At 67.6% G+C, this 22,176-nt stretch carries 26 protein-coding genes; 21 read left to right on the forward strand and 5 right to left on the reverse strand.

Annotated elements, in window-relative coordinates:
* The first annotated feature begins 107 nt into the window (after positions 1-107).
* On the forward strand, positions 108-1,025 hold the full coding sequence (locus ACH442_RS20775; RefSeq protein WP_396339697.1) for a hypothetical protein: 918 nt from the start codon (positions 108-110) through the stop codon (positions 1,023-1,025).
* A gap of 415 nt (positions 1,026-1,440) precedes the next feature.
* On the opposite strand, the gene ACH442_RS20780 is transcribed toward ACH442_RS20775, so the two are convergent.
* Positions 1,441-1,758, reverse strand: a complete 318-nt coding sequence (locus tag ACH442_RS20780) for a DUF397 domain-containing protein (protein ID WP_396339698.1) — start codon at positions 1,756-1,758, stop codon at positions 1,441-1,443.
* Positions 1,759-1,787: 29 nt separating this feature from the next.
* Entirely contained in the window at positions 1,788-2,747 is a 960-nt protein-coding gene (locus ACH442_RS20785) for a helix-turn-helix domain-containing protein (protein ID WP_396339699.1), read from the reverse strand.
* 854 nt (positions 2,748-3,601) lie between these two features.
* Here ACH442_RS20785 and ACH442_RS20790 point away from each other — a divergent pair.
* The 12 genes from ACH442_RS20790 (at position 3,602) to ACH442_RS20845 (ending at position 13,194) form a co-directional block, all read left to right on the forward strand.
* Positions 3,602-4,312 carry a hypothetical protein gene (locus ACH442_RS20790; RefSeq protein ID WP_396339700.1) on the forward strand — a complete coding sequence of 237 codons (711 nt, stop codon included), beginning with the start codon at positions 3,602-3,604 and terminating at the stop codon, positions 4,310-4,312.
* Between the two features lie 56 nt (positions 4,313-4,368).
* Positions 4,369-5,193, forward strand: a complete 825-nt coding sequence (locus tag ACH442_RS20795) for a hypothetical protein (RefSeq protein ID WP_396339701.1) — start codon at positions 4,369-4,371, stop codon at positions 5,191-5,193.
* A 240-nt stretch (positions 5,194-5,433) separates the two neighbouring features.
* On the forward strand, positions 5,434-5,721 hold the full coding sequence (locus ACH442_RS20800; RefSeq protein ID WP_396339702.1) for a hypothetical protein: 288 nt from the start codon (positions 5,434-5,436) through the stop codon (positions 5,719-5,721).
* 368 nt (positions 5,722-6,089) lie between these two features.
* On the forward strand, positions 6,090-6,572 hold the full coding sequence (locus tag ACH442_RS20805) for a hypothetical protein (protein ID WP_396339703.1): 483 nt from the start codon (positions 6,090-6,092) through the stop codon (positions 6,570-6,572).
* On the forward strand, positions 6,565-6,900 hold the full coding sequence (locus ACH442_RS20810; protein ID WP_396339704.1) for a hypothetical protein: 336 nt from the start codon (positions 6,565-6,567) through the stop codon (positions 6,898-6,900). Before ACH442_RS20805 ends, ACH442_RS20810 begins: the two co-directional genes overlap by 8 nt.
* A gap of 81 nt (positions 6,901-6,981) precedes the next feature.
* Positions 6,982-7,560: a helix-turn-helix domain-containing protein gene (locus ACH442_RS20815; RefSeq protein WP_396339705.1), complete on the forward strand. Its 579-nt coding sequence runs from the start codon at positions 6,982-6,984 to the stop codon at positions 7,558-7,560.
* 263 nt (positions 7,561-7,823) lie between these two features.
* On the forward strand, positions 7,824-8,477 hold the full coding sequence (locus ACH442_RS20820; RefSeq protein ID WP_396339706.1) for a hypothetical protein: 654 nt from the start codon (positions 7,824-7,826) through the stop codon (positions 8,475-8,477).
* A gap of 61 nt (positions 8,478-8,538) precedes the next feature.
* The gene (locus ACH442_RS20825) at positions 8,539-9,207 is read left to right on the forward strand and encodes a dTMP kinase (protein WP_396339707.1); all 669 of its coding nucleotides are present in this window, start codon (positions 8,539-8,541) and stop codon (positions 9,205-9,207) included.
* Positions 9,201-10,412, forward strand: a complete 1,212-nt coding sequence (pabB, locus tag ACH442_RS20830; protein WP_396339708.1) for an aminodeoxychorismate synthase component I — start codon at positions 9,201-9,203, stop codon at positions 10,410-10,412. The genes ACH442_RS20825 and pabB overlap by 7 nt, the downstream gene beginning before the upstream one ends.
* A gap of 10 nt (positions 10,413-10,422) precedes the next feature.
* On the forward strand, positions 10,423-11,034 hold the full coding sequence (folE, locus tag ACH442_RS20835) for a GTP cyclohydrolase I FolE (protein ID WP_396339709.1): 612 nt from the start codon (positions 10,423-10,425) through the stop codon (positions 11,032-11,034).
* A 213-nt stretch (positions 11,035-11,247) separates the two neighbouring features.
* Positions 11,248-11,991: an MBL fold metallo-hydrolase gene (locus ACH442_RS20840; protein WP_396339710.1), complete on the forward strand. Its 744-nt coding sequence runs from the start codon at positions 11,248-11,250 to the stop codon at positions 11,989-11,991.
* 27 nt (positions 11,992-12,018) lie between these two features.
* Positions 12,019-13,194 (forward strand): hypothetical protein, encoded by a 1,176-nt coding sequence (locus ACH442_RS20845; RefSeq protein ID WP_396339711.1) that lies wholly within the window; start codon positions 12,019-12,021, stop codon positions 13,192-13,194.
* A gap of 8 nt (positions 13,195-13,202) precedes the next feature.
* Here ACH442_RS20845 and ACH442_RS20850 read toward each other — a convergent pair whose 3' ends face one another.
* Positions 13,203-13,829 carry a nitroreductase family protein gene (locus ACH442_RS20850; RefSeq protein ID WP_396339712.1) on the reverse strand — a complete coding sequence of 209 codons (627 nt, stop codon included), beginning with the start codon at positions 13,827-13,829 and terminating at the stop codon, positions 13,203-13,205.
* A 137-nt stretch (positions 13,830-13,966) separates the two neighbouring features.
* On the opposite strand from ACH442_RS20850, the gene ACH442_RS20855 reads away from it, so the two are divergent.
* The 7 genes from ACH442_RS20855 (at position 13,967) to ACH442_RS20885 (ending at position 18,874) form a co-directional block, all read left to right on the forward strand.
* Entirely contained in the window at positions 13,967-14,608 is a 642-nt protein-coding gene (locus ACH442_RS20855; RefSeq protein ID WP_396339713.1) for a cyclodeaminase/cyclohydrolase family protein, read from the forward strand.
* Positions 14,605-15,444, forward strand: a complete 840-nt coding sequence (locus ACH442_RS20860; RefSeq protein ID WP_396339714.1) for a bifunctional 5,10-methylenetetrahydrofolate dehydrogenase/5,10-methenyltetrahydrofolate cyclohydrolase — start codon at positions 14,605-14,607, stop codon at positions 15,442-15,444. Before ACH442_RS20855 ends, ACH442_RS20860 begins: the two co-directional genes overlap by 4 nt.
* A gap of 706 nt (positions 15,445-16,150) precedes the next feature.
* A complete protein-coding gene (locus ACH442_RS20865) occupies positions 16,151-16,522 on the forward strand; it encodes a YciI family protein (protein ID WP_396339715.1) in 372 nt (123 codons plus the stop codon).
* A 25-nt stretch (positions 16,523-16,547) separates the two neighbouring features.
* The gene (locus tag ACH442_RS20870; RefSeq protein ID WP_396339716.1) at positions 16,548-17,708 is read left to right on the forward strand and encodes an RNA polymerase sigma factor; all 1,161 of its coding nucleotides are present in this window, start codon (positions 16,548-16,550) and stop codon (positions 17,706-17,708) included.
* 25 nt (positions 17,709-17,733) lie between these two features.
* On the forward strand, positions 17,734-18,111 hold the full coding sequence (locus ACH442_RS20875; protein ID WP_396339717.1) for a VOC family protein: 378 nt from the start codon (positions 17,734-17,736) through the stop codon (positions 18,109-18,111).
* A gap of 36 nt (positions 18,112-18,147) precedes the next feature.
* On the forward strand, positions 18,148-18,459 hold the full coding sequence (locus ACH442_RS20880; protein ID WP_396339718.1) for an ArsR/SmtB family transcription factor: 312 nt from the start codon (positions 18,148-18,150) through the stop codon (positions 18,457-18,459).
* Positions 18,452-18,874: an SRPBCC domain-containing protein gene (locus tag ACH442_RS20885; RefSeq protein ID WP_396339719.1), complete on the forward strand. Its 423-nt coding sequence runs from the start codon at positions 18,452-18,454 to the stop codon at positions 18,872-18,874. The genes ACH442_RS20880 and ACH442_RS20885 overlap by 8 nt, the downstream gene beginning before the upstream one ends.
* A gap of 39 nt (positions 18,875-18,913) precedes the next feature.
* Here the strand turns inward: ACH442_RS20885 and ACH442_RS20890 are convergent, their stop codons facing one another.
* Positions 18,914-19,657: an arginase family protein gene (locus ACH442_RS20890; protein ID WP_396339720.1), complete on the reverse strand. Its 744-nt coding sequence runs from the start codon at positions 19,655-19,657 to the stop codon at positions 18,914-18,916.
* Positions 19,658-20,059: 402 nt separating this feature from the next.
* Entirely contained in the window at positions 20,060-20,920 is an 861-nt protein-coding gene (locus ACH442_RS20895) for a helix-turn-helix transcriptional regulator (protein ID WP_396339721.1), read from the reverse strand.
* A gap of 102 nt (positions 20,921-21,022) precedes the next feature.
* On the opposite strand from ACH442_RS20895, the gene ACH442_RS20900 reads away from it, so the two are divergent.
* On the forward strand, positions 21,023-22,021 hold the full coding sequence (locus ACH442_RS20900) for an aldo/keto reductase (RefSeq protein ID WP_396339722.1): 999 nt from the start codon (positions 21,023-21,025) through the stop codon (positions 22,019-22,021).
* The last annotated feature ends 155 nt before the right edge of the window (positions 22,022-22,176 follow it).

Consider the following 22,176-nt stretch of genomic DNA (forward strand, 5'->3'; position numbering starts at 1 on the left):
ACCTGCGCACCCCGCGCGAGACCCGTGTCTGTTACCGTCCACCCATCGCCCTCGCGGCATAAAACCCTGGTGTCCGATCCCGGGGTGGAACCTCACAACTCGACCTGTTGTACCGCGGCATCGTCTTCGGACGCGAGGGCCGCACGTTGCTCAGTACCACACAATGGCCAGCCGCACGGATCTCCGCTGAGGCGCTGCCGAAGATTCGCGACCGGTTCACCGGACTGCTCCGCAGCGCAGCAGACCTGCCCACGCCGCTCAACGATCCCGACCAGCGCCGGAACATAGCCAGCCAGCTCGACATCGCACCCATGTATTGGGTCAACGAGGAATTTACCGACCTGGTCAACACCCTCAGCAGCGATCAGCCCGTCGCCAGAGTCAACGACGAGCTCGTGCCCTCGTCATCAGGTCTGATCGCCTGGCCCGGACCAGTCGGCAGCACCAGGAATCTCGCAGCCGTTTCCTGGACCCCTCACTCTGCTGGATGGCAGATCATCGGCTACCGCAGCATCGGCAGCGCCCTCGACGACGATCTGATGCCCGCTCTACGCCACGAGATCGGCTGGCTGGTCCCCATCCACGCCGAATACGTTCCTTACCGAGCGCCTCTCGACGGCAGCCATCCGCTCGGGCCGCTCATCACCACCTGGCTCCTGATCAACCAACAGATGGCCGAGGCGGTTCCGGCGAAACTTTCCAAGGGCACGACCAAGGCGTACCAGCGCGCCAATCGCCCTGTCCCCGAGGTCCGCGTCGTGCGAATCAGACCACGCAGCGGCCCATCGACCACGAAGGAGGCCAAGAGCGCAACCGGCCGCACGCGAGCAAAGCCGGACCACCGCTACTGGGTCTCGGGCCATGAACGTCAGCAGGCATACGGTCCCGGCTGGAGTCTGCGCAAGCCGGTGGACATCCAACCGTTCCTCAAGGGCGATGAAAGCCTGCCCATCAAGCTGAGCACGACCGTCCGCGTTCTTGGACGGCCAACCAACTCCGAGGACGCCATCGCCGACAACGAGTGACCGATGAAGTGGCGGGTCGAGTTCCAACTCGACCCGCCATCACCCGCATATCGACCTTATTTTTGTTTCCGCCACCTCGCAGAGACGGGCTCCGAGGTTTGGCCGCGGGACGGTCAATGGCGGAGGCTCAGGTCAGGGAGCGCGGCGGCCTCGCGGTGAGCTCTGGCTTGCGCGATTAGCTCTGGGCCGCCAACTTCGATCATCAAACGCCTGCTTGCCGCGGAAACCTGAGCAGCAAATAGCGGATCACCTCCATGTGAAAGAGCCAGAGGGCTGCCTAGCCGTGCTAGGCAGCCCTCTGAAGTTTTCCGCCATCGACCGACAGCAACTACTAGTAACCGGTCGGTACTCTTGTGTAGTTTGGACTACGCGATCAAGGATGGGCCTGCTGCGGCGCTGAGGACGCCGCGCAGGCTCACTTGTCGAACTCGCCTTCCCGCACCCCAGCAGTGAAGGCGGTCCACTCCTCATCCGTGTAGTGAAGGATCGGCCCATCGCCGCCGTCCTTCGTGTCGCGCACGTATACACCAGGCAAGTTGAGCGCCACTTCGACACACCCCGTGCCGTTGTTGCTCCTACTGCTCTTGAACCACTGCGCCCCGACTACCTCTCCGGGGCTAACCAGTTTGGCCATTGCCAGCTTCCTTACATATCCGGGTTTGGAAATACAGAGCGGAAATCTTGCGAGAGCGGCGATATCGATAGCCTCTCCTGGACTGGCCTCGCCAGCCACCAATTTTCCCTCGCCTGACAGGCGATGTGCTATAGCCGCATCATCTCCTCCAAGCGCTTCCGAATCAGCTTCCGAGAGTCGTCGACCGGGAGCGCTCGCTTCTCAAGGTCCTTCCACACGGCGTTGTAGGCTTCCACGTCGGAAGCCGTCTGGGTATACATCGCGCCAGTGAAAGTCTCGACGTAGGCCAGCGGCGGCTCGGCTGCGGAGTCATTCAAGAGTGCCGACCCGTTCCCGTTCCCGTTCGCAGCCATGCCGTTGGCGATCCCGTCAGAGATCGGCGTCTCCGGGAAATCGAGAAGCGTGAAGTCGGAGGCAGCCATACCGGCATGGACGCCAGCCCGGCTCGGAATGATTCGCACGACCACGTTGTCACGCTCCGTTAACTTCAGGATGCGTTCCAACTGCTGCTTCATGACCTCGATGCCGCCGACCATCCGGTGAAGCGCTCCTTCTGAGCCGATCGCTTCGAAAGCCGGCGGCGGGTCTTCCAGCAGTTGCTGTCGATGAAGCCGAGACTCCACGCGACGCTCCACCTCGTCGGTTGACCAGTAGCCCGACGGAACGCTGATAACGGCGCTGGCGTACTCGCGAACTTGGAGTAGGCCGGGTAGCAGATCCCCGAAGTGAACGCGGATGCGCTCGGCGAAACCCTCCAGCGACAGATAGAGGCTGAACCAGTCAGGGACTTCGGAACTGGTATAGCCCTGCCACCACGCTTGCTGACGACCGTTGCGCGTCTCCGCCGCGAGAGCAAGAAGAAGCTGACGCTCCTTATCGTCCGCGCCGAACAGGTCGGCCATCGCGTGCACCAGTCGAGCAGGGAGCTTCACCCCGTCCTCTGCCGCCTCGATCCGAAGGATCGTCGCCCGACCCAGCTCCAGATCCTTGGCGGCACGCTCTTGGGTGATCTTGGCACGCGTTCGTAGAACCGCGAACAGCCGCGCGAAGCTGCGCCGCACGGGATCATGGCCGACCAGATCAGGCACGCCGCCTCCAATTGCCGTGATGTCTCACTCAAATGATACGCGCAGGCGGCTTGACGCCGATAGCGGGCTAGCTCAATACCGCCAGTTCACTTCTGGTGCGCGTAACTTTACGCAGTCCCGATCGATACAACCTGAGCTGAAGAGGTTGATTTTTAGACAGTCTCAAAGTCTAATGGGTGGGCACCAATCGACAGATGCCAGTGGCTTCGGGAAGGTGGGGCGGATGCCCGGCAGAGCGTCTGACCAGCGACGACCTTCCCGATCAGGCGCTACTACGCAGGGAATCGCAGTTACCTCCCCGCCGCGACGTGACATGAGGCTCCGTGGCGGCGGGCGAATCGAGACGGGCACGCCACGCGGGACGTCCTACACGGTCCCCCGAGCGGACCGCGTGGCGTGCCCGTCTCTCTTTCTGTTGGCAGGGGTGGTGGGAATGACGACCTATCACGGCGGACCGCAACTCGACCGGGCGCAGGCGATGTTGGACCAACACGCGGTCTCGAGCGGTGACGGGTTGTGCGTTGAGTGCGGAGTGCTGGGCCCGTGCCCGGCCCATGAAGCGGCGGCCCTTGTCTTCGCACGGGCGGCTCGCCTACCGCGTCGACGGCCAGGAGCTACGCGCCCTGAGCTGGCTGGTGCGAAGCGCGTCAGCTTCGACTGGCTCCCGAAGCGGACGGGATAGAGGCGATACGGTGAGCGACGGACGAAACCATGACCCGGCCCACGAGTCGGATGAGCGTCTACCTGCGGCGTTCTCTGCCTGGCTACGGACCACTGCGCACAGTAGCCGGTTATCCGGAGACATTTCTCCAGCCCGTTGTTATGGCGACGACCGCCTCTCCCTAGCCGGGTTAGTGCTCAAGGCACAGCGACTCGTCGACGCCGGCCAACACGAAGCCGCGCGGGCGGAGTTGGAGCAACGCCTTTGCCCCATGTCCTTCCAAGGCAGCACGGATGATCCGGTGCTCATTGACGCGGTGATGCTCTATGCGATTCTCGACCCGGGTCCGCGGCAGTTCGACGCCGCCGCCTTCGCCTACCGATCAACTCAGCGTTGGAGCGGCCACCAGTTGGTTCGGCGTATCGATGCCGCGCGGTTGTTCGGCCGGGTGGCCCATAGCCTGGGTCGCTACCAGCACGCGATTGCGGCCCGTTCGGCACTCCTAAAGATGGTCCGGCCGCTTGAGCACGATTCGTTGGCCGCTTTGGCAGCCCAGGCGGATTTGGCGGCGAGCCTGCATCGGCTCGGGCGCTGCGGCGAGGCAGCCCGGCACGCCGATCAGGCGTGGCAGGAGTGGCGACGTCGTCTGACCTCTGATCTGCCAGTGGGCTCACGGCTGAGCACGGGGTACGCGCACATCCTCGCCGGATGCCAGCGCCGCGCCGACCTACGTCAACTCCTTGCCGAGATCCGGGTAGCGCACCCCAGCGCGGATAAGTTGATGCCGTTCCTCGGTGACCGCGCCTTCCAAGAGGGCGCGGTCACCGAGCACCGCAAGGTCTGTGCGGGCCAGCTCGACCTGGTGGGCCTCGTCACGATCGAGCTGGAAGACGACCACTCATGACAGGGTCGGAAGCGCTGGTGGAGCGGAGCCCGGCTGTCTTGGATGGTGAAGAGGCCGTGGAGAAGCGTGCGCTCGCGACGGCCGGCGGCGAGCTGCCGACCCTTCGTGACGCGATCGAGGCGGCTAAGGGTGCGGATCCGGCCTGCTACGACATGGACAAGGTGTGGGAGCTAGCCGATCTCCTGGAACCGCTCGATCCGGCGGAGACCGGCTGGAATGTGGAGATCGCCGAAGCGGCGATGATCCTGTTCGGTGACATCCGTCTCGGCCCTGAGGATCATGCGGTTCAGTGGCTTTGGTACGTGCAGAACACCACCACGAGCCTGCTGGGCCCGTGGGACGGGCGTACCCTCGCGGCGAATAGCGTGCTGGCCCACAGGTGTTGGACGTTGGGCCTGTACGACGAGGCTGCCGCCGCCTGGCAAGCCGTGATCGTCGCGCAGGAGCATCGGGATGACCCGGATGCCGCCGACGAAGCTCGCATAGATCGAGCGGCCTGTTTGTACGGCCTGGGCCGCTGCCGGGAAGCCATCACCCTCCTCAAGACGGCATGGGGGTTACGGCTTCGGACCGGCCGCGCAGGGCGGCGAGTCGGCGCTGCTCTGCCCTTGGTCCACATCGAAATGCTTCGGCTGTGCGGGCACCACAATCATGCTCAGACCGTGTGGCAAGCCGTAAGCGGTCATCTCCCGGATTCGATCCTGCTGAGGCAAGGGATGGTCCGTACCTACGGGCAGGTTCTCGACGCGCGCACTCACCGTGCGCGCTGCACCTTCGGAGTGCCCCCTGCTGAGCTTCGCCGTGCCGGCGGGCAAACGCGGCGCGCTCTCGCCACGACGGCGGCCAGCGTCGGAGGCTGCGCGGGTGAACACGATGGTTGAGCCCTCCTTCGCTGACCATCGGTTCAGCACCGCAAGAGGCAGCAAACCGTGTACGCCTTGTGCGGAAACGGCTACACGCTGGGTCGCGGTGAGAAGGGTCAGGGACGCCCGTCGCGTGAGCGCACCTCCGTGACGGAGCGGTCGGGCGGGTGTGGCCGATGTGCCGTTCCCCAGACGACAGGCCGCGCCCGCCCTGGCCGAACTTTCCCGGAACCGCATTCGACTCTAGGAGGTGTAGCGATGGACGACCTATCGATGGAGGTCCAGCCCGCGGGCACAACCTTTCATGTGCTCTCGGCAGATGAGCAGTTGAAGGCGGCCCGGACGGTCCTCGTCGAACACGTCACGTTGGAAGAGACGGGACGCTGCGCGAAGTGCGGTTCGTCGGGACCGTGCTGGCGGCGCGAGAACGCGATCGTGGTCTTCTCCCGGACGTTGCGGTTGCCGACGCCACGTCCGGGACCGAGCCGTCCCGAGGCGCTCGATATGGTCGGGGCCGGTCGCCGACCGCTCCCGATGGCGGGGTAGCGGTGGACCTCGATGTTGCCGCGGCCGGGAGATGTGCTGCACGTGGGTCGAGCGGCGAGTGTGCAGTTCGACGGGGACCGGGCATTGGTCTTCCAAGTGATCAGGGTGGACCGGCGGACCACCTACGAGGGCTGGATCTGGCTGGCGGGGTACGTACTGGGGCCGGGGCGACGCGCGATGGCGCGACGGATGATCTTCGTTCAGGTGGAGGGCCTGCGGCTGCTGGACCGTGCGGGATCGTCTGGGTCGGTGACACGGACTCGTGGTCGCCCCGCGACGTCTGTGACCGGCGAGCCGGTCTTGAGGAAGGCGTCCTGACGGTCGCCGAGGGCCGCGTGTTGGGCCGGGGCTGTCCGTATGACCCGACGGTGCGAGCGTCGCGGTACTCGGTGACATCTGGCGCCGGTCCGAAGACCGACGTGGTGTTGAAGATCGAGGCTGACCTGGTGTGGGCGATTCGGCGGTGGCTGGTCGGCATGGTGGCGTTCGACCGGTTCGAGGACTGCTGGGTCTGGGTGGACCGTGACGACGCCATGGAGGGCCTGGTCGTCACTGAGCTGAATTGGGACTTGACCGATCCTCGCGCCGTCGGGTCGGCGCAGCAATGGGCGGCCAAGGAGGTATTGAGCGGGGACGGCGCGCCGGTCCGGCTCTGCGACCTGCCGCAGTGTGAACGCTCGGTCCCGCCGCTGCGGATCACGGAGTGGCGGACGGTCTGGTATGCGGGCCTTCGGCACTACGCGCCGCTGTTCGCCGGGACGCAGCCGTGCCACATCCCCGTAACGGATCTTGATCCGGCGACCGGCGCGGCGTGCTTCTGCACGAAACGGGCAGGTGAGCGGGATGGCTGAAGTCGCGACCACGCAGGGGTTTTCGCCGTTGCACCTCGCCGCCCTGCCCGGAGGACCGTGCAGCGTCTGCGGCGCCCTATGGCCGTGTGCCTCGGAGCGGACGGCCCTTTTGCAGGAGTACCGCGATGCCCGGTCATCACTGCTGATCTATCTGTGCCTGCAACTGATCGAGGCTCTGGAGCGTAACCCGGTCGACGTGGCCGCCGAGTTGTACTCGCGGTACCTCGGCTGGGTGCCCCCGCCGGAGACCAGCGGCGATCCGACGCCTAGAACAACTTGCGAATCCGCAGCGCAACAGGACTCTCGTCACGCAGTCCATGCCGCGTGACGGGGATGGTCGCGGGCGTGGCCTGTCTCCCCCGTGGACGGTCACGCCCGCCCGTCAACCCAACTGCCGACAACCGAACTCGTGGAAGTGGATGACGTGTCTGATCCGATCCGGCTCCTGGCCCCCAGAGATATCGACGCGCGAACCGCCAGCGTCGGCCTGGAACAGGTTGCCGCTGGTTGGTTGCGGCTCGGACGCCTGTTAGCAGCGCGACGGCAGGCGGCCTGCATGACGCAGCATGACCTCGCTGGCCGGGTGCACTTTTCTCGCAGCACAGTCGCCAACTCCGAGACCGGGCGGCGCAGCGGCAGCGCGAGCGCACAATTCTGGCTGCGGTGCGATGAGGTGCTGAATACGGGAGGAGAGCTGAGCAGCGAGGCTCAACGGCTTGAGGAGCTGCGCAAGTCCTTGACTATGCCGGCCGTTGTAGTCACGGCCTCGGACGCCACGGCGAGCGCGGCGCCGGTGGAAGCCGCCGCTGGAGCCACAGCCGTGCCGGTGGTGACAGTGACGGTGCACGGGTCGGTCGCGGGCACGCTACGAGTGGCCGTCTTCGTGGATGCGGACGCGAGCACGTGCGCGGTTCCAGACGACGTGCAGGTGCGAACGGGCTCTCCCGGAGCCGGATACCCATGGCCGGTCCAAGTCGGCGTCGCATGAGCGGGCCGCAGAGTCAATCCGTCGCTGATTGGCGGACACAGCCGCCGACGGTGACGGCCGATTTTTGGACGCACCCGCCTTTGGCGGAGGCGCTCGCTAGTGGGCACATGGGCCGGGTCATTCGTGCATACCGCAGCCACCCCGCACACGGTCACAGGCCGCTGCCTCAAGACGTCGTCGGCTCCTGGCTGGGGCTTGAGCAATGCCGTGTTAGCCGGATCGAGAACGGCGTCGTCCCGCAACATCTCGACTGGTTAAGGTTCGTGGCAAAGACCCTGCGCATTCCGGCGGAGGTCCTGTGGTTCGCCGTCGACCTTCCCGCGAGCGCTCCCACCCCGCAGGACGACGACCGTCAGAAGCCTCGGCCGCGCCCCAACGATCTGCTGCGCGACGCCCGGCTGCGGGTGCGGTCCCCATCGGACCCGGACTTGCGCCTGTCACGGCGGGAGCTGGCTGACGCGGTCAACGCCTATCAGGCAGCCCGGCGACTTAAGCCGCTTTATCTTGATTTCGGCTATGTCGGCAAGTTGGAACGCGGTCTGGTCCGGTGGCCCAGCGCCGCACTGCGACGCGCGCTACGAGCCGTTCTCACCGTGGACTCGGATGCCGAACTCGGCTTCTATTCAAAACGGCGGACGGCGGAGGAGCGAAACCTCACCGCACCGGCGGCCACTGACCTTCCTGCCATCGACGCGCCCTCCACGACGCCGGCCGAATCGACCAGAGCTAAGAAGGTCGTCAGGGAGCCGATGGTCACGGTGACGGTTCGGATCGCCGAAGGTGGATCAATCCAGCTCAACGTTGACCTGCCCGCAGCCGATGAGCGTGTGGCCGCTGACGCTGCACATTTCGGCGCTGGTGCCGTCGTCTACTCCCTAGACAGAGCGCGACGAACGGGACGAGGCGCACGGGCATGACATTGAAGTTGCCGCGAACGTGCCACATCCATGCCCTGCCGTCCCTCACCCGGGAGGTCTGATGTCTCAGGTGCAACCGCTCGCATCCACGACCGACAACGCCGAGACGGCACCTGAGCAGAGGAGGGACAACCTTCCAGGCCACTTCATCGTGGTGGACGGCCCCAGAGGTGTCGGCAAGACCACGATCACTCGGCTGCTCGGCCAGAAGCTCGGTGAGGCCGGCCCCAGGACGATCACCAAGTGTCAGCCCTCGCGAAGTCCCATCGGGAACCTCTTGCGGGATGAAGAGCACGATTTTCGCGGCCTCGCGCTGGCTTGTCTGGTGGCCGCGGACCGGTATCACCTACTCGCCACCGAAATCCTTCCGGCCCTCACGTCGGGGCACACCATCGTGTGTGATCAATACCTGCCGAGCGCGTTGATCCTGCAATACCTGGACGAGGTGCCTGGTGAGTACATCGCGCGGCTCAACGGCCAGAGTGCCCGGCCCGACCTGACCATCATCCTTCTGGGCGACGACAAGGTATGCCGTAGGCGAGCCCACCAGCCGGGGGTCTACCGCCGGTTGGCGGAGCGACTTGACGGTGAGAGCGACGCCTACCAGGCCATCGCGGAGCTATTGGCGACGATCGGGTACCGAACGTTGGTTCACGACATCGGCGACGACTCGCCCGAAGAAGTGGCCCAAACCCTAGTGCCCCTGATCAAGGAAAAGCTATCGTGGTGAGCCACCTCGCGGGCATCAGCACCACCTCAGCACCCCGAGCCGACTCCGGGCCGTGGGCCAGGTTCGACAATCTCACCGCGGATCGAGCCTTGATTTTCTCGCGGCCTCGGCGCGTCCTGAGCACCCACCAGACCTCGGAGGTCCGGCCGATCATCGCCGAGGTTCAGGCAGCGGCCGAGGCTGGCGAATGGGCCTTCGGCTACGTCTCCTACGAGGCGTCCCCGGCGTTCGGACCAGGATTGACGGTCGCCAGGACGAGCGGCGACGATCCCCCGTTGGTCTGGTTCGGACTGGGCAACGCGCCGACGGAAGACCAGCCGATCAGCGGCGCACGCCACTGTTCGCCCGCAACACTGTGGCGACCGGACCGGAGCGCTGATCAGCACGCGGCGGCGGTCGCGAGCGTCCGCGAACGGATCGCCGACGGTGAGGTCTACCAGTGCAACCTCACCGAGCGGCTGCGCAGCACGTTCACCGCCGAGCCGCTCGACCTGTATGCCGACCTCATCAGCGCGCAGAAGGCCGCCTATAACGCCTACCTCGATACCGGCGGCCGGTTCGTGGTCGCCAGCGCCAGCCCGGAGCTGTTCTTCGAGTGGGCCGGCGGCCAGATCCGGACGAGGCCGATGAAGGGCACGGCAGCGCGCCGTCACGATCCCGAGGAGGACCGACAACAAGCCCGTGCGCTACGGGCCAGCGAGAAGGAACGCGCCGAGAACGTCATGATCGTGGATCTGCTCCGCAACGACCTCGGCAAGATCGCAGAGATCAACAGTGTCAGCGTGACGGAGCTGTTCGCCGTCGAGCGTTATCCGACCGTATGGCAGATGGTCTCCGAGATCACCGCGCGTACCCGACCCGGCTGCAACCTGATCGACATCCTCGCAGCGCTGTTTCCGTGCGGCTCGATCACCGGTGCCCCGAAGGCTTCCAGCATGGGCATCATCCGCTCGCTGGAAAGCGCCCCGCGCGGGATCTACTGCGGCGCTATCGGCGTGCTGGCCCCGCCCACGGCCACCGTCCGAGCCCGGTTCAGCGTAGCGATCCGCACCGCCGTAATCGACCGGGTGACAGCGACCGCCGTCTACGGAGCTGGTGGCGGCATCACCTGGGGCTCCAACGCTCAAGCCGAATGGGCGGAACTACTCACTAAAGCCGCCATTCTGAGCCGATCCACAACTGATTCCGCCCTGCTCGCAACGTGAAAGGGAGTCCATGTCGCCGTCAGATGCCTCCGCCGTCATCTCGCCACGGGCAGAGCAGGTCCACCGCGGCATCGATCTTGACGCGGCAGCCTCGGCCGCCGGGCAATTATTGAAAGCCCTAGGCGTATCCACCGACACCGAGTCACTGCGCGACACCCCGCAGCGAATGGCCAGGGCCTACGCCGAACTGTTCACCGCGCCCGGCTTCGACGCTACGACCTTTCCCAATGAAGAATGTTACGACGAGCTTGTCATCGAGCGTGGCATCGCGTTCCAAACTATTTGTGAGCACCACTTCCTTCCGTTCTTCGGGAAGGCCACCGTTGCTTATCTTCCGGACAACCGGATCCTCGGGCTCTCTAAGCTCGCCCGCCTGGTGGAGCACTTCGCGCGACGCCCCCAAGTGCAAGAACGCCTGACCAAGCAGGTTGCCGACTGGTTGGAGGTCAGCCTTAAACCCAAAGGAGTCGGCGTTTTGCTGGAGGCCACGCATACCTGTATGAGCATGCGCGGCGTACGTGCCATCGGGGCGACAACCGTCACGTCGACCATGCTGGGCCGCCTGCGTACCGACCCGCGATCCCGACAAGAATTTCTCACCATTGCCACGAGTCAGGCTTGATAGGCAACACTGCAACAATGCGCGCTCCTGGCGACTCACTACAAGATCGCGGCGCACGGGAGTACTAGATCAAACCCCCGGAATGCAAGAAGGTCACAGAAGGGAGGCGATGACCAGAGACATCGATGTTAAGCTATGAAGCCCGTCTTTCATCGATGTTGTTCTTGTGCGGCGAATCATTGGAACACCTGTGACGGAATGAGTGAGGTGCACATGTCCGCGAGAATCGACGAGATAGCTGATGGCGTGGTACGGATCTCTGTCCATCGGCCGGACGGCCTGCCGGGCGGGCTGGTGTATAACCAGTTCCTGATCCGTGGCGAGCGCCCCCTGCTGATGCACACCGGAATGCGGACGATCTTTCCGACGGTGCTGGAAGCCGCGAGCCGGGTGGTCGACGTCGCCGAGCTGGCGTGGATCAGCGGCGGTCACGCATCGCGGCCGGACGAGTTCGGCGCGGTCAACGAGTGGTTGTCGGTAGCCCGGGGCGCACAGGTGGTGCACGGCAAGGTCGCGGTGAACGTATGCCTTCAGCACCTTGCCGACCGGCGCCCGGTCGCGCTCGCCGACGGTGAAGCGCTGGACCTCGGTGACGGCCGGCGGGTCCGCTTCTACGCCACACCTCATGTGCCATTCTGGGAGGCTGGGCTCCTGGTAGACGAGGCCACCGGCACGTTGTTCTGTGGCGACCTGTTCACCATGGCCGGTGATCCGCCCGCCACCACGGAGACCGACATCATCGGCCCGGCGCTGGACTTCGAGGCCCGGATGAAGCACTTCACGGTCTCGGCTCACGTCGCGCCGACATTGCGGCGGCTCGCGAGCCTGCAACCTCGGGTGCTGGCGGCGATGCATGGACCGGCGTACCTCGGCGACGGTCCTGCGGCGCTGACGACATTGGCCGAGCACTACGACGCCGTGACCAGCCTTTCGGCTACCCCTCGGGCCGCCGCCTGACCCCCGCACTGGCAGAGGAGAGTGGACATGTCCGTCGTTCTCAGCCGTCGCCGCCTCGACAGCGGCCTTGCCGCGTGGCTTCGTGAATTGGCTGCGGCCGTCGACGCCGACAACCTCACCCCGGAAGTCTCGTCCCGTGACTCACGGACGGTGCGGCTGCTCGCGGCAGCCCCGGCCCACCTGGCGGGCAACGCCGCCCTGGCGCTGACCGACATCGCTTCGGATCCGGGCCGACCGCTGCGTCTGCTGCGATCGGACCGGGTGTGTAGTGACTTCACGGTCATGGCCGATGACGCCTCGGTCAATCTCGTGGTGGCCCGGATGACGGTGCCGGGCGGACCGTGGCCAGGGCATTTCGGGCTGGAAGCGGTAGCGTTTCGCGCGGCACCCGCCCGGACACCGGACTGGTTCCCGCCGCTCGCCGTGGCTCACCCGTTGTGCTTCGGTGTTCCCCTCGCGGCGTCGCGGGGGTTCGCCGAGGGCGGCGGCGCCGTGCTGTTCCCCGAGCAGCTATCGGTGGTGAATCGCCCATCCGGCCAGGCGTTCGGAGTGGTCTTCCTGCCGAAGCTGGCGGCGCTGTTCACCACTCATGTCTTGCCCGTGATCGACGCGGCCGGGGCGGGATTCGACCTGAGCGACCGGGCGGAGCTGGAGGAGATGCGGGCGGTCGCGTTCGCCGCACACGAGTGGGGACACAACGCCGGTGCACCGATTGAACAAACGACCGTGACGCGCCGCCGCCGGTTCGCCGCTGTGCTCAGCGAGCTGCACGCCGACCTGGCCGCCCTGGAGATGCTTTTGTCTGGCAGGTATCACTCGGTGGCTCGTCCTGCGGCGTGGCTGCTGGTGGCGGATAGAGTCGTGCGGGAAGCTTGGCTACCGCGGCCGTACGCTCAAGTCGATGCGATCGCCGCAAGGCACCTGTTGCAGATGCTCGCCACGGCCGGCGCGCTGTCCTTCGGCAGAGCCGGGCTCCGTATCGAGCTGGGCCCGGTAGCCGACGCCGCCCAATCAGAGCTCGGTCATGTAGCCGAGGTGCTGGCTGCCTGCCGGTCTGGTGACCTGCAACCAGCAGTCGAATACTTGGACTCCTGCGGATGGCACATCAAGGACACCGATTGCTGGCTCGATCTCGGCGCGAACCTCGGCGCGGCGCTGACACGGCATTCGCCCGCCTCAGCCGCGCAGCAGTGGGCAGCCTGACACCCCGGCTACGACCAGCGGTCGAAGCGCACCACGTCGGCTACCGGACGTCGCCGGGCCGGGCGGAACTCGTCCCGGTCCGGCCATCCGACCGCTACCAACCCGGCCTGCCCGACATCGCCGGGCAGGCCCACGAGCGCGGCAACCTCGTCGGCGAAACGCAGGTGCGCGGCGACGAAGCACGACGCGAGACCACGCGCCCGCAACGCCAACTGAAAGCTCCACACGGCCGGGAACACCGACCCGTAGACGCTGGCGTCAACCAGCGCCCGGTAAGGGCTGCGAGCGTGCCACGCGCGTTGCTGATAGCAGGCGAGAACCAGGACAGGCACCTCGCCGAGGTGATCGGTGAACGCGGCTTCCGAGCTTTCCTGCGCGCTGGGTGTCACGCTCGCGGGCCGGTGAAGGGCCAGCGATGCGCGCCGGTACACCGCACCAATCTCAGCGCGAACCTGCGCATCGGTGATCACCAGCCAACGCCAGTCTTCGCCGCCCCCACTCGTGGGTGCCTGCACCGCCACACCCAACGCCTCCTGCACCAAGGAGAGCGGCACCGGCCGGCCACGATCGAGGCGGCGGCGCACCGATCGGGTGGTCATCAGCAACCGATCCGCCTCATCTACATCGAAGCCCATCGGAACAGTCTTCCATCCCGCGCTCGATGCGGCAGCACGCCGGTTTCACCCGCTGGCAGGGGCCGCATGCTGCGCCAATATGCTGTGGTGCGGGTCGGCTGGACCCGACCGCAATCACATCCCGTATCCGATCACCGATGAGGGGACACGGCATCGTGCTCGATCAAACAGTCGGCTCCTGGCTAGACGACCTCGCCTCCGAGGCCCCCGCGCCCGGCGGCGGCGCGGCAGCAGCGATGAACGCCGCCGTAGGCGCGGGGCTCGTAGCTATGGTGTGCAACCTGACCATCGGCAAACCCCGTTACGCCGAGCACGAGCCGCTGATGCGCCGGGTGCTTGCCTCCGTGACTGACCTGCGCGCGCAAGCGGTACAGCTAGCCGCCGATGACGCCGTCGCATTCAGCGCAGTGACCGATGCCTACAAGCTGCCCAAAGACACGGACGCGGACAAAGCGGCCCGGACCGAGGCGATTCAAGCCGCGCTGATCGGTGCCGCCGACGTGCCGCTGCGAACCGCCGCCGTCGCCGCCGCGATCATCGGGCACGCCGAGCAGATCATCGACGGAGCCAACGTCAACGTCCTCTCCGACGTCGCCGTAGCCGCCGCATCCGCGCGGGCCGCCCTGGACTCCGCCGTCATCAACGTTGAGATCAACCTCGGCGCGATGAAGGACGCCGCCCAACGCGACTCGCTCCGGACCGAGCTAGCCAAGCACGCAGCAGCCATCGACACCGCCACTGCGGTCGTATCTGCCGTGCGGGAAAGGATCAACGGATGAGGCTCATCGACGGGCGCGCCATCGCCGCCGCCATCGCCGAGGAAGTCACCGCCGCCGTCGCCGACTTGACTGCCGCCGGGACCACACCAACGCTCGCCGTCGTTGTACCGACCGATGACGAGGCAACCGCCTGGTACGTGCGCTCCATCGAACGAACCGCCGCCAAGGTCGGCATCACCTGCCGCGTAGACAAGCTCGACCACCCCGACGGCGAGAGCATCACTAAGCACCTCAACACGCTTTCGGCCGACCCTACGGTGCACGGCATCATCTGCCAGACCCCGCTCCCGCCCGGCGTCACCCTGGACCACGTCGGCGCTCACATCGCCCCGGCGAAGGACATCGACGGCGCGAACCCCGCCAGCCTCGGCAGGCTCGCCGCCGGGCTCCCGACCTATGCACCAGCGACCGCCGCGGCCGTGCTGGAGATCCTCAAGCGCGAACAGGTGCCGCTCACCGGAACTCGCGCGGCAGTCGTTGGCCGCTCCACCGTCGTCGGCAAGCCGGCCGCCCTCCTTCTCCTCGCGGAGAACGCCACCGTTACCATCTGTCACTCCCGCACCGAAAACCTCGCCGCCGTTTGTGCCGAGGCAGACGTATTGATCGCCGCAGTCGGGCGTACCCATCTCATCAGCACTCCGCACATCAGGCCCGGGGCCATCGTCATCGACGTCGGCACAAACCCCACCGCAGACGGCGGCCTCGCCGGAGACGTCGACCCTGACGGCGCAGAGGCGGCAGGTGCGCTTACCCCGGTGCCCGGAGGTGTCGGCCCCGTAACCACCATGCTGCTCATGGGCCACACCGTGCGCGCAGCGACCAATATGATCAACTGACGCGGCCGAAGTACCGGAAACGCTGGCTAATGTGATTGAAGCCCGGTCCTGTGCGTTGCCGCACAGGACCGGGAACTGACCCCTGAGTTCACGCCATGTTGGCGAGCTGTCGTTCGCGGCTTCCCACTCCGTGGGCAGGTCGGTCTCGGATGTCCAGCCGCCTGCGGAGGGAACGGATTAAGGCGGCATCCGGCCCGGAGCTGGCCACGTGTGTAGCTTGGGGCCGTTGCAGCGGCCCTCAACAAAGAGGGGCTAGCGTCGCGGTACTGAGGCGAACCGTGGTCCGGGCATCTATCGATGGCTGCATGAGGGCCCGTGATGGCACCCCAGGGCACTGAGCTGCGCTAATGCGAATTGGGTTGGCGTTGCACGGCGGATAGCAAGAAAATTCGTAACGCGCATACGCATGTGCACAACCCGGCTTGCTATGGTGGTTCAATGCGCGCGCCTGGCGCTGACCCGTCGCCGATAGCGGCACGTCCGCGTCCCGCTCCGCGAGGTCGATCACCTCGGCGCCATTGCGCTCCGCCTCCGCGGCGGCGAGGTTGCCGACGCTCTCCCCGTGCCGCACGATTCCCAGCCACCGGAACTCTTCCATGGCGGCTGCTGTACCCCGATCTCGCGAAAAGATGGGCGCGGCTGACGATTCGGCCCGGCCGGGATCGTCACAGCGCTGACCGCACGACGCACGAGAGGAAAAACGATCATGAGGTACGCCCTGCTGATGCACTACCGTGAGCCGGCCGACGGGGAGCTCAGCGACGAGGTGATCGCTGAGGCGCAGCGACAGTTCGGGATCTACGGGCAGGCGCTGACGCGGGCCGGGGTGCTCCTGTCGGCGGATGTGCTGCAACCGTCGCTGGCGACTACCAGCGTCACTCATCACGATGGTGACCTGCGGATTCAGGACGGGCCGTTCGCGGAGACGAAAGAGATCCTCGCCGGGATCTTCCTGGTCGACGTGCCCGATCTCGACGCGGCGATCGGGTGGGCGGGGAAGTGCCCGGGCGCGCAGTGGGGGGTGGTCGAGGTGCGGCCCGTGGCGATGTCCGTCGTCGACGGCCAATGGTCGAGTTGACGTCGCTGTCTTTCCGGGGCTGGTCATGGTCGAGTTGACATCGCTGGCGGCGCGGGACAGCTACGGGCGGCTGCTGGCGCTCCTCTCCGCGGCGACCCGCGACGTCGCCGCGGCCGAGGACGCGCTCGCGGACGCGTTCGAGCAGGCTCTGCGGACGTGGCCGGAGCGCGGCGCGCCCGGCAATCCGGACGGCTGGCTGCTGACCGTGGCGCGCAACCGGCTGCGGGACCGGTGGAAGTCGGCCGCGTTCCGGCGGGTGGTCGCGCTCGACTCGGCCCGGGACGCCCCCGCCCACGTCGACGACCTGGACGTCGACGCGATCCCGGACCGGCGCCTCGAACTGATGCTCGTGTGCGCGCACCCGGCCATCGACCGGCAGATGCACACGCCGCTCATGTTGAACACCGTGCTCGGGTTCACCGCCGGGCAGATCGGCCGGGCCTTCTCGACGCCGGGCGCGACGATGGCCACCCGGCTGGTGCGGGCCAAGAAGCGGATCAAGGCGGCCGGCATCCCGTTCCGGCTGCCCGACCGGAGTGACCTGCCGGGACGGATGACGGCGGTCCTCGAAGCGGTCTACGGGGCGTACGCGATCGACGCCACCGGTGAGGCGCTGCACCTGGCCGGCGTGCTCACCGACCTCGTCCCGGACGAGCCGGAGGCGCACGGGCTGGCGGCGTTGATGCAGCTCTCCGCCGCTCGGGCCGGGGTCCGGGTGGACCCGGACGGGCGGTTCGTGCCGCTGGGCGAGCAGGATCCGGGGCGGTGGGATCCCGGGTTGATCGCGCGGGCGCACGAGCACCTGCGGTGGGCGCACGCGGGCCGGCGGCTGGGACGGTTCCAGTTGGAGGCGGCGATCCAGGCCGTGCACTGCGTACGGCCGACCGACTGGGGGTCGCTGCTTGCGCTGCACGAGGTGCTGGACACGGTGGCGCCGTCGCTCGGCGGGAGTGTCGCGTACGCGGTGGTCGTCGCCGAAGTGAACGGGGCGGGGGCGGGGCTCGCGCGGCTCGACTCGCTGCCGGGTGACCGATTTCAACCAGCTCAAGCGGCTCGGGCGCACCTGCTGGAGCGGCTCGGACGGGTGGGGGAGGCGGTTACGGCGTACCGGAGAGCAATTGATCTCACCAGTGACCGTGCCGAGCGCGACTGGCTGACGGAACGCCTGGCCCGGCTTGACGGGTAGGAAATCTCCTACCTATTGTGGCGGCATGGCGATCGCACACCTCGACGTGGTCTCCCTGCCGGTCGGCGACCAGGAACGGGCCCGCGACTTCTACGTCGACGTGCTCGGCTTCGACCTGATCCGGCAGAACGCGATGGGACCGGCGGCGCAGTGGATCCAGGTCGGGCCCAAGGGCGGGCAGACCTCGATCACGCTCGTGACCTGGTTCGACAGCATGCCGGCCGGGTCGCTGCAAGGGCTCGTCCTGCACGCCGACGACCTGGACGCGGAAGTCGCGGCACTCGTCGACAAGGGGGTCGACGTGCCCGGCGGCGTGCAGGAGGCGGAATGGGGCCGGTTCGCGGTGTTCACCGACCCGGACGGAAACCGGCTGGTCCTGCGCGGGCCGTCGTCGCGTGGCTGAGATCGACGTGGTCAGCGACCGGCCGGCTCTGCGCGGATGACCGACGTCTTCACCGCGCTGGCCAACCCGACCCGGCGGGAAATGCTGCGGATGCTGCGCGAGGACGGGCCGCACCCGGTGAACCGGCTGGCCGAACGCTTCGACATGCGGCGGCCCAGCCTCTCCGAACACCTGCGCCTGCTCAAGGACGCCGGGCTGGTCACCGAGCAGCGAGCCGGGCGGGAACGGATCTACTCGCTCCGGACGGAACCGCTGCGGGAACTGTCGTCGTGGCTGGCACCCTACGAACGGTTCTGGCAGGACCGGCTGACCGGCCTCGCCGACTTCCTGGACACCTCCGATGACTGAACCCACCACGGTCGAAGTCGACCAGTTCCTGCGTCACCCACCGGCCAAGGTATGGCGGGCGCTGACCGATCCTGATCGGCTCGCCCGATGGCTGATGCCGAACGACATCGCCCCGGTCGTCGGGCACCGGTTCACGTTCCGGACGCAGGCGCGGCCCGGGTTCGACGGCATCGTCCACTGCCAAGTCCTCGACCTCGACCCGGAGCGGCTGATGCGCTGGTCCTGGCGCGGCGGCGCCCTGGACAGCACGGTCACCTGGACCCTCACCCCGGAAGGGCGCGGGACCAGGCTGTTCCTGCGGCACGAGGGCTTCGACCCGGACGACCCGTTGCAGCGCCAGGCGCTGGAGTTCATGGGCCGGGGGTGGCGCTCCCACGTGATGCGCCGGCTGGAGGCCGAACTCACCGCGTCGTGACGGCGTGCTCGGGCCTGCGCCGGCGATGCTTCCCGCAGGTCAGAGGTCGGCGAAGCCCGCCACCAGACGCTCGCGCGTGGCGTGGTGCTCCGGGTCGGTGGCGACCCACCACGGGCAGGAGACGTGCACGGCAACCACCCGGCCGGTCGCCAGCACCCGCCCGCACGCGGCGAGAACGTCCGCCACCGACGGACCGTCCGGCACCGGGAACCTCAAACCGGGCAGCTCGGCCGGGTCGACCACATCCACGTCGACGTGCAGCACCAGGCTGCCCGGCGGCACGGTGCCGGCCGCCACCTGATCGACCGGGATCCGGCCGGTGGCGCTGGTCGCGAGGTATTCCGCCTCGGCCGGATCCAAGTCACGCGCGTCGACCAGCAACGCCCGCTCCGGCCCGATCGGGCGTAGGCCGAAGCCGTCCGCATACCGCTCCCGGTGCGCCCCGTTGACCACCCGCAGCGACAGCCCGCCCAGGTAACCGGAGGTGCTCGTCTCCAGCGTGTGCACGTCGCCGTGCGCGTCGAACCAGACGATCGCCGGATCCGCCCCCGCCCGCTGCGCCCCCGCGACCACCCCGCCGCCGACCAAGCAGTCGCCGGAGAACACCACCGGCACCTCGCCGCGCGCGACGACCGGCGCCACCGCCGCCGCGGTCGCGGCACACAGCGCCGTCACCTGCTGCCACGCGTCGCCACCGGGGAAGTCCGGCTCGACGGTGATGTCCGCCCGAACCGGGATCTCCACCCGTTCGTCCTGATGGAAGGGCACAAGGATTGTCGTCACCCGTCCACATTAGGACTTGCCCAGCGGATCTCGTAGGGTCATCGCCTGCCCGCATCGCCTGCCCGCATCGCCTGCCCGCATCGGCGGCCGGTGTCCGCCGATGATTGCCGGCGGGCCGTGGGCCGGCTGCCGGTGGACGTCGGCCTGCCGCCGATGGCACGTCGACTGACCGCTGGAGGACGGCGTCCGATCGCCGGCGGACCGGCGGTTGGCTGCCGGCGGGGCGTAGGCCGGCCGTTGGCGGACCGGGCGGCTGGCCGCCGTGGACCGTCGGCGGACCAGGTGGCCGGATCGCCGGCGGACGGGTGGCCGGCTGCTGACGGGACCTCGGCTGGTCGCCGGCGGGACGACCTGTGCCGAGGGGATGTCGGGCGGCAGTCTGGTCGCGCACTCACCATCGCATCACCGCACGCCTTCATTGATCTCGGCCTGCGGGAACTCCTCGACGCCGAGGACACGCAGCAGGTCCAACCGCTCCCGGGCCTCGGCGTCGGCCGGAGTCAGGACCACGAGCTGCTGGCCCAGATCCGGCGTCACCAGGGTCTCGCAGTCCAGCAGGATCGGGCCGACGCGGGGATGGATCAGCGTCTTGCGGTCGGCCCGGCGGACGCCGACCTCGTGCTGGGGCCAGAAGCGCCGGAACGTCACGCTGTCGGCCAGCAACCGAGCGACCAGCCGGTCGACCACCGGGTCACCCGGTCGCCGGCCCTCGGTCATCCGAAGGTCGGCGATCAGCTGACGGTTGTGGTGCGTCATTTCCTCCGGGCTGTGGCCGGCGCGCACCTCCGGCTCGGTGAACCAGCGGTAGATCAGGTAGCGGCGGGGGCCGGTGAAGGCCGTCAGGTCACCCATCAGCAGTTTCGACGCACTGTTCTGCGCGAGCACCTCGCTCAGGTCGGAGATGACCATGGCCGGGGTGTCGCCGAGCAGGTCGAGCATCCGCACCAGACCGGCTCGGGCCAACCGGGCCACTCCCTCCGCCGGCGGGGGCTGGTGACCGGCGAGCCGGAACAGGTGGGCACGCTCGTCGTCGGAAAGGCGCAGGGCTCGTGCGAGAGCGGCCACCAGCTGCGTGGACGGCTGGCTGCTGCGGCCCTGCTCGAGGCGGATCACATAATCCGTGGACATGCCGGCGAGCCTTGCCACCTCCTCGCGCCGCAGGCCGCGCGTGCGGCGACGAGGGCCTTCGCTGATTCCGACCTCGGCCGGACGGATTGCCTCCCGGCGGAGGCGGAGGAAATCGGCGAGCTGCTCTCGTTGCATGCCCCCATGCTGCCTCGCCGAAAGATGACCAAACAGGGAGCGTCGCTCCTACGATAAGCGCTCCGCTGCCGCCCACCCGGAAACCGGAGCAGGGTGAACGGCATGCAGACACGAACTCTGGGCACCGACGGACCGGTCGTCTCGGCTCTCGGCCTGGGCGCCATGGGCATGACCAACGGGGTCTACGGCGCGAGTGACCGCGCCGAGAGCATCGCCACCGTGCACGCCGCGCTCGATGCCGGCGTCACCCTGATCGACACCGGTGACCACTACGGCACCGGTCACAACGAGATGCTACTGGCCGAGGCCTTGCGCGACCGGCCACGCGAGGCCTATCTCCTGAGCGTGAAGTTCGGCGTCCTGAGCCGGCCGGGCGGCGGCGTGACCGGGCAGGACAGCCGACCGGCCGCGGTGAAGAACTTTCTGATCCACTCGATGACCCGGCTCGGAGTCGATCACATCGACATCTACCGTCCGGCCCGCCTCGACCCGGCCGTGCCCATCGAGGAGACGGTCGGCGCGATCAAGGAGATGATCGACGCCGGATATGTGCGGCACGTCGGCCTCTCCGAGGTGAACGCCGCGACGATCCGGCGGGCGCACGCGGTGCACCCGATCGCCGACCTCCAGATCGAATACTCGTTGATCTCGCGTGCCGTCGAGCCGGAGGTGCTGCCGGTGTTGCGCGAGTTGGGCATCGGCATGACGGCCTATGGGGTGTTGAGCCGCGGCCTGATCTCCGGGCACTGGAAGCCGGCCGACGCCGGCCGGCCCGGTGAGAATCGGGGGCGCATGCCGCGGTTCCAGGGGGAGAACGCCGAGCAAAATCTCGCCCTGGTCGAAGGGTTGCGCCGGTTCGCCGAGGCGAGGGCCGCCACCGTGGCCCAAGTCGCCATCGCGTGGGTGGCGGCACAGGGAGAGGACATCGTGCCGGTGGTCGGTGCTCGGACACGTACCAGATTGGCGGAAGCCCTGCCCGCGATGGACCTGAAGCTCTCGGCGGCCGACCTCGAAGAGATGGAGAAAGCAGTGCCGAAGGGAGCGGCCCGAGGAGACCGCTACCCTTCGGCGATGATGTCCGGCGTCGGCGTCGGCAACTGATCGATCCCAGCCGGCCGACGCCGAATGCGGTCGGCCAATCGCCCAGCCGGCCAATCGCCCAGCCGGCCAATCGCCCAGCCGGCCAGTCGCCCAGCCGGCCAGCCGGCCAGTCGCCCAGCCGGCCAGCCGGCCGGTCGACCAGCCGGACGGGCTGC

This window comes from Actinoplanes sp. NPDC020271 (genome assembly GCF_044388125.1).
Lineage (GTDB): Bacteria > Actinomycetota > Actinomycetes > Mycobacteriales > Micromonosporaceae > Actinoplanes.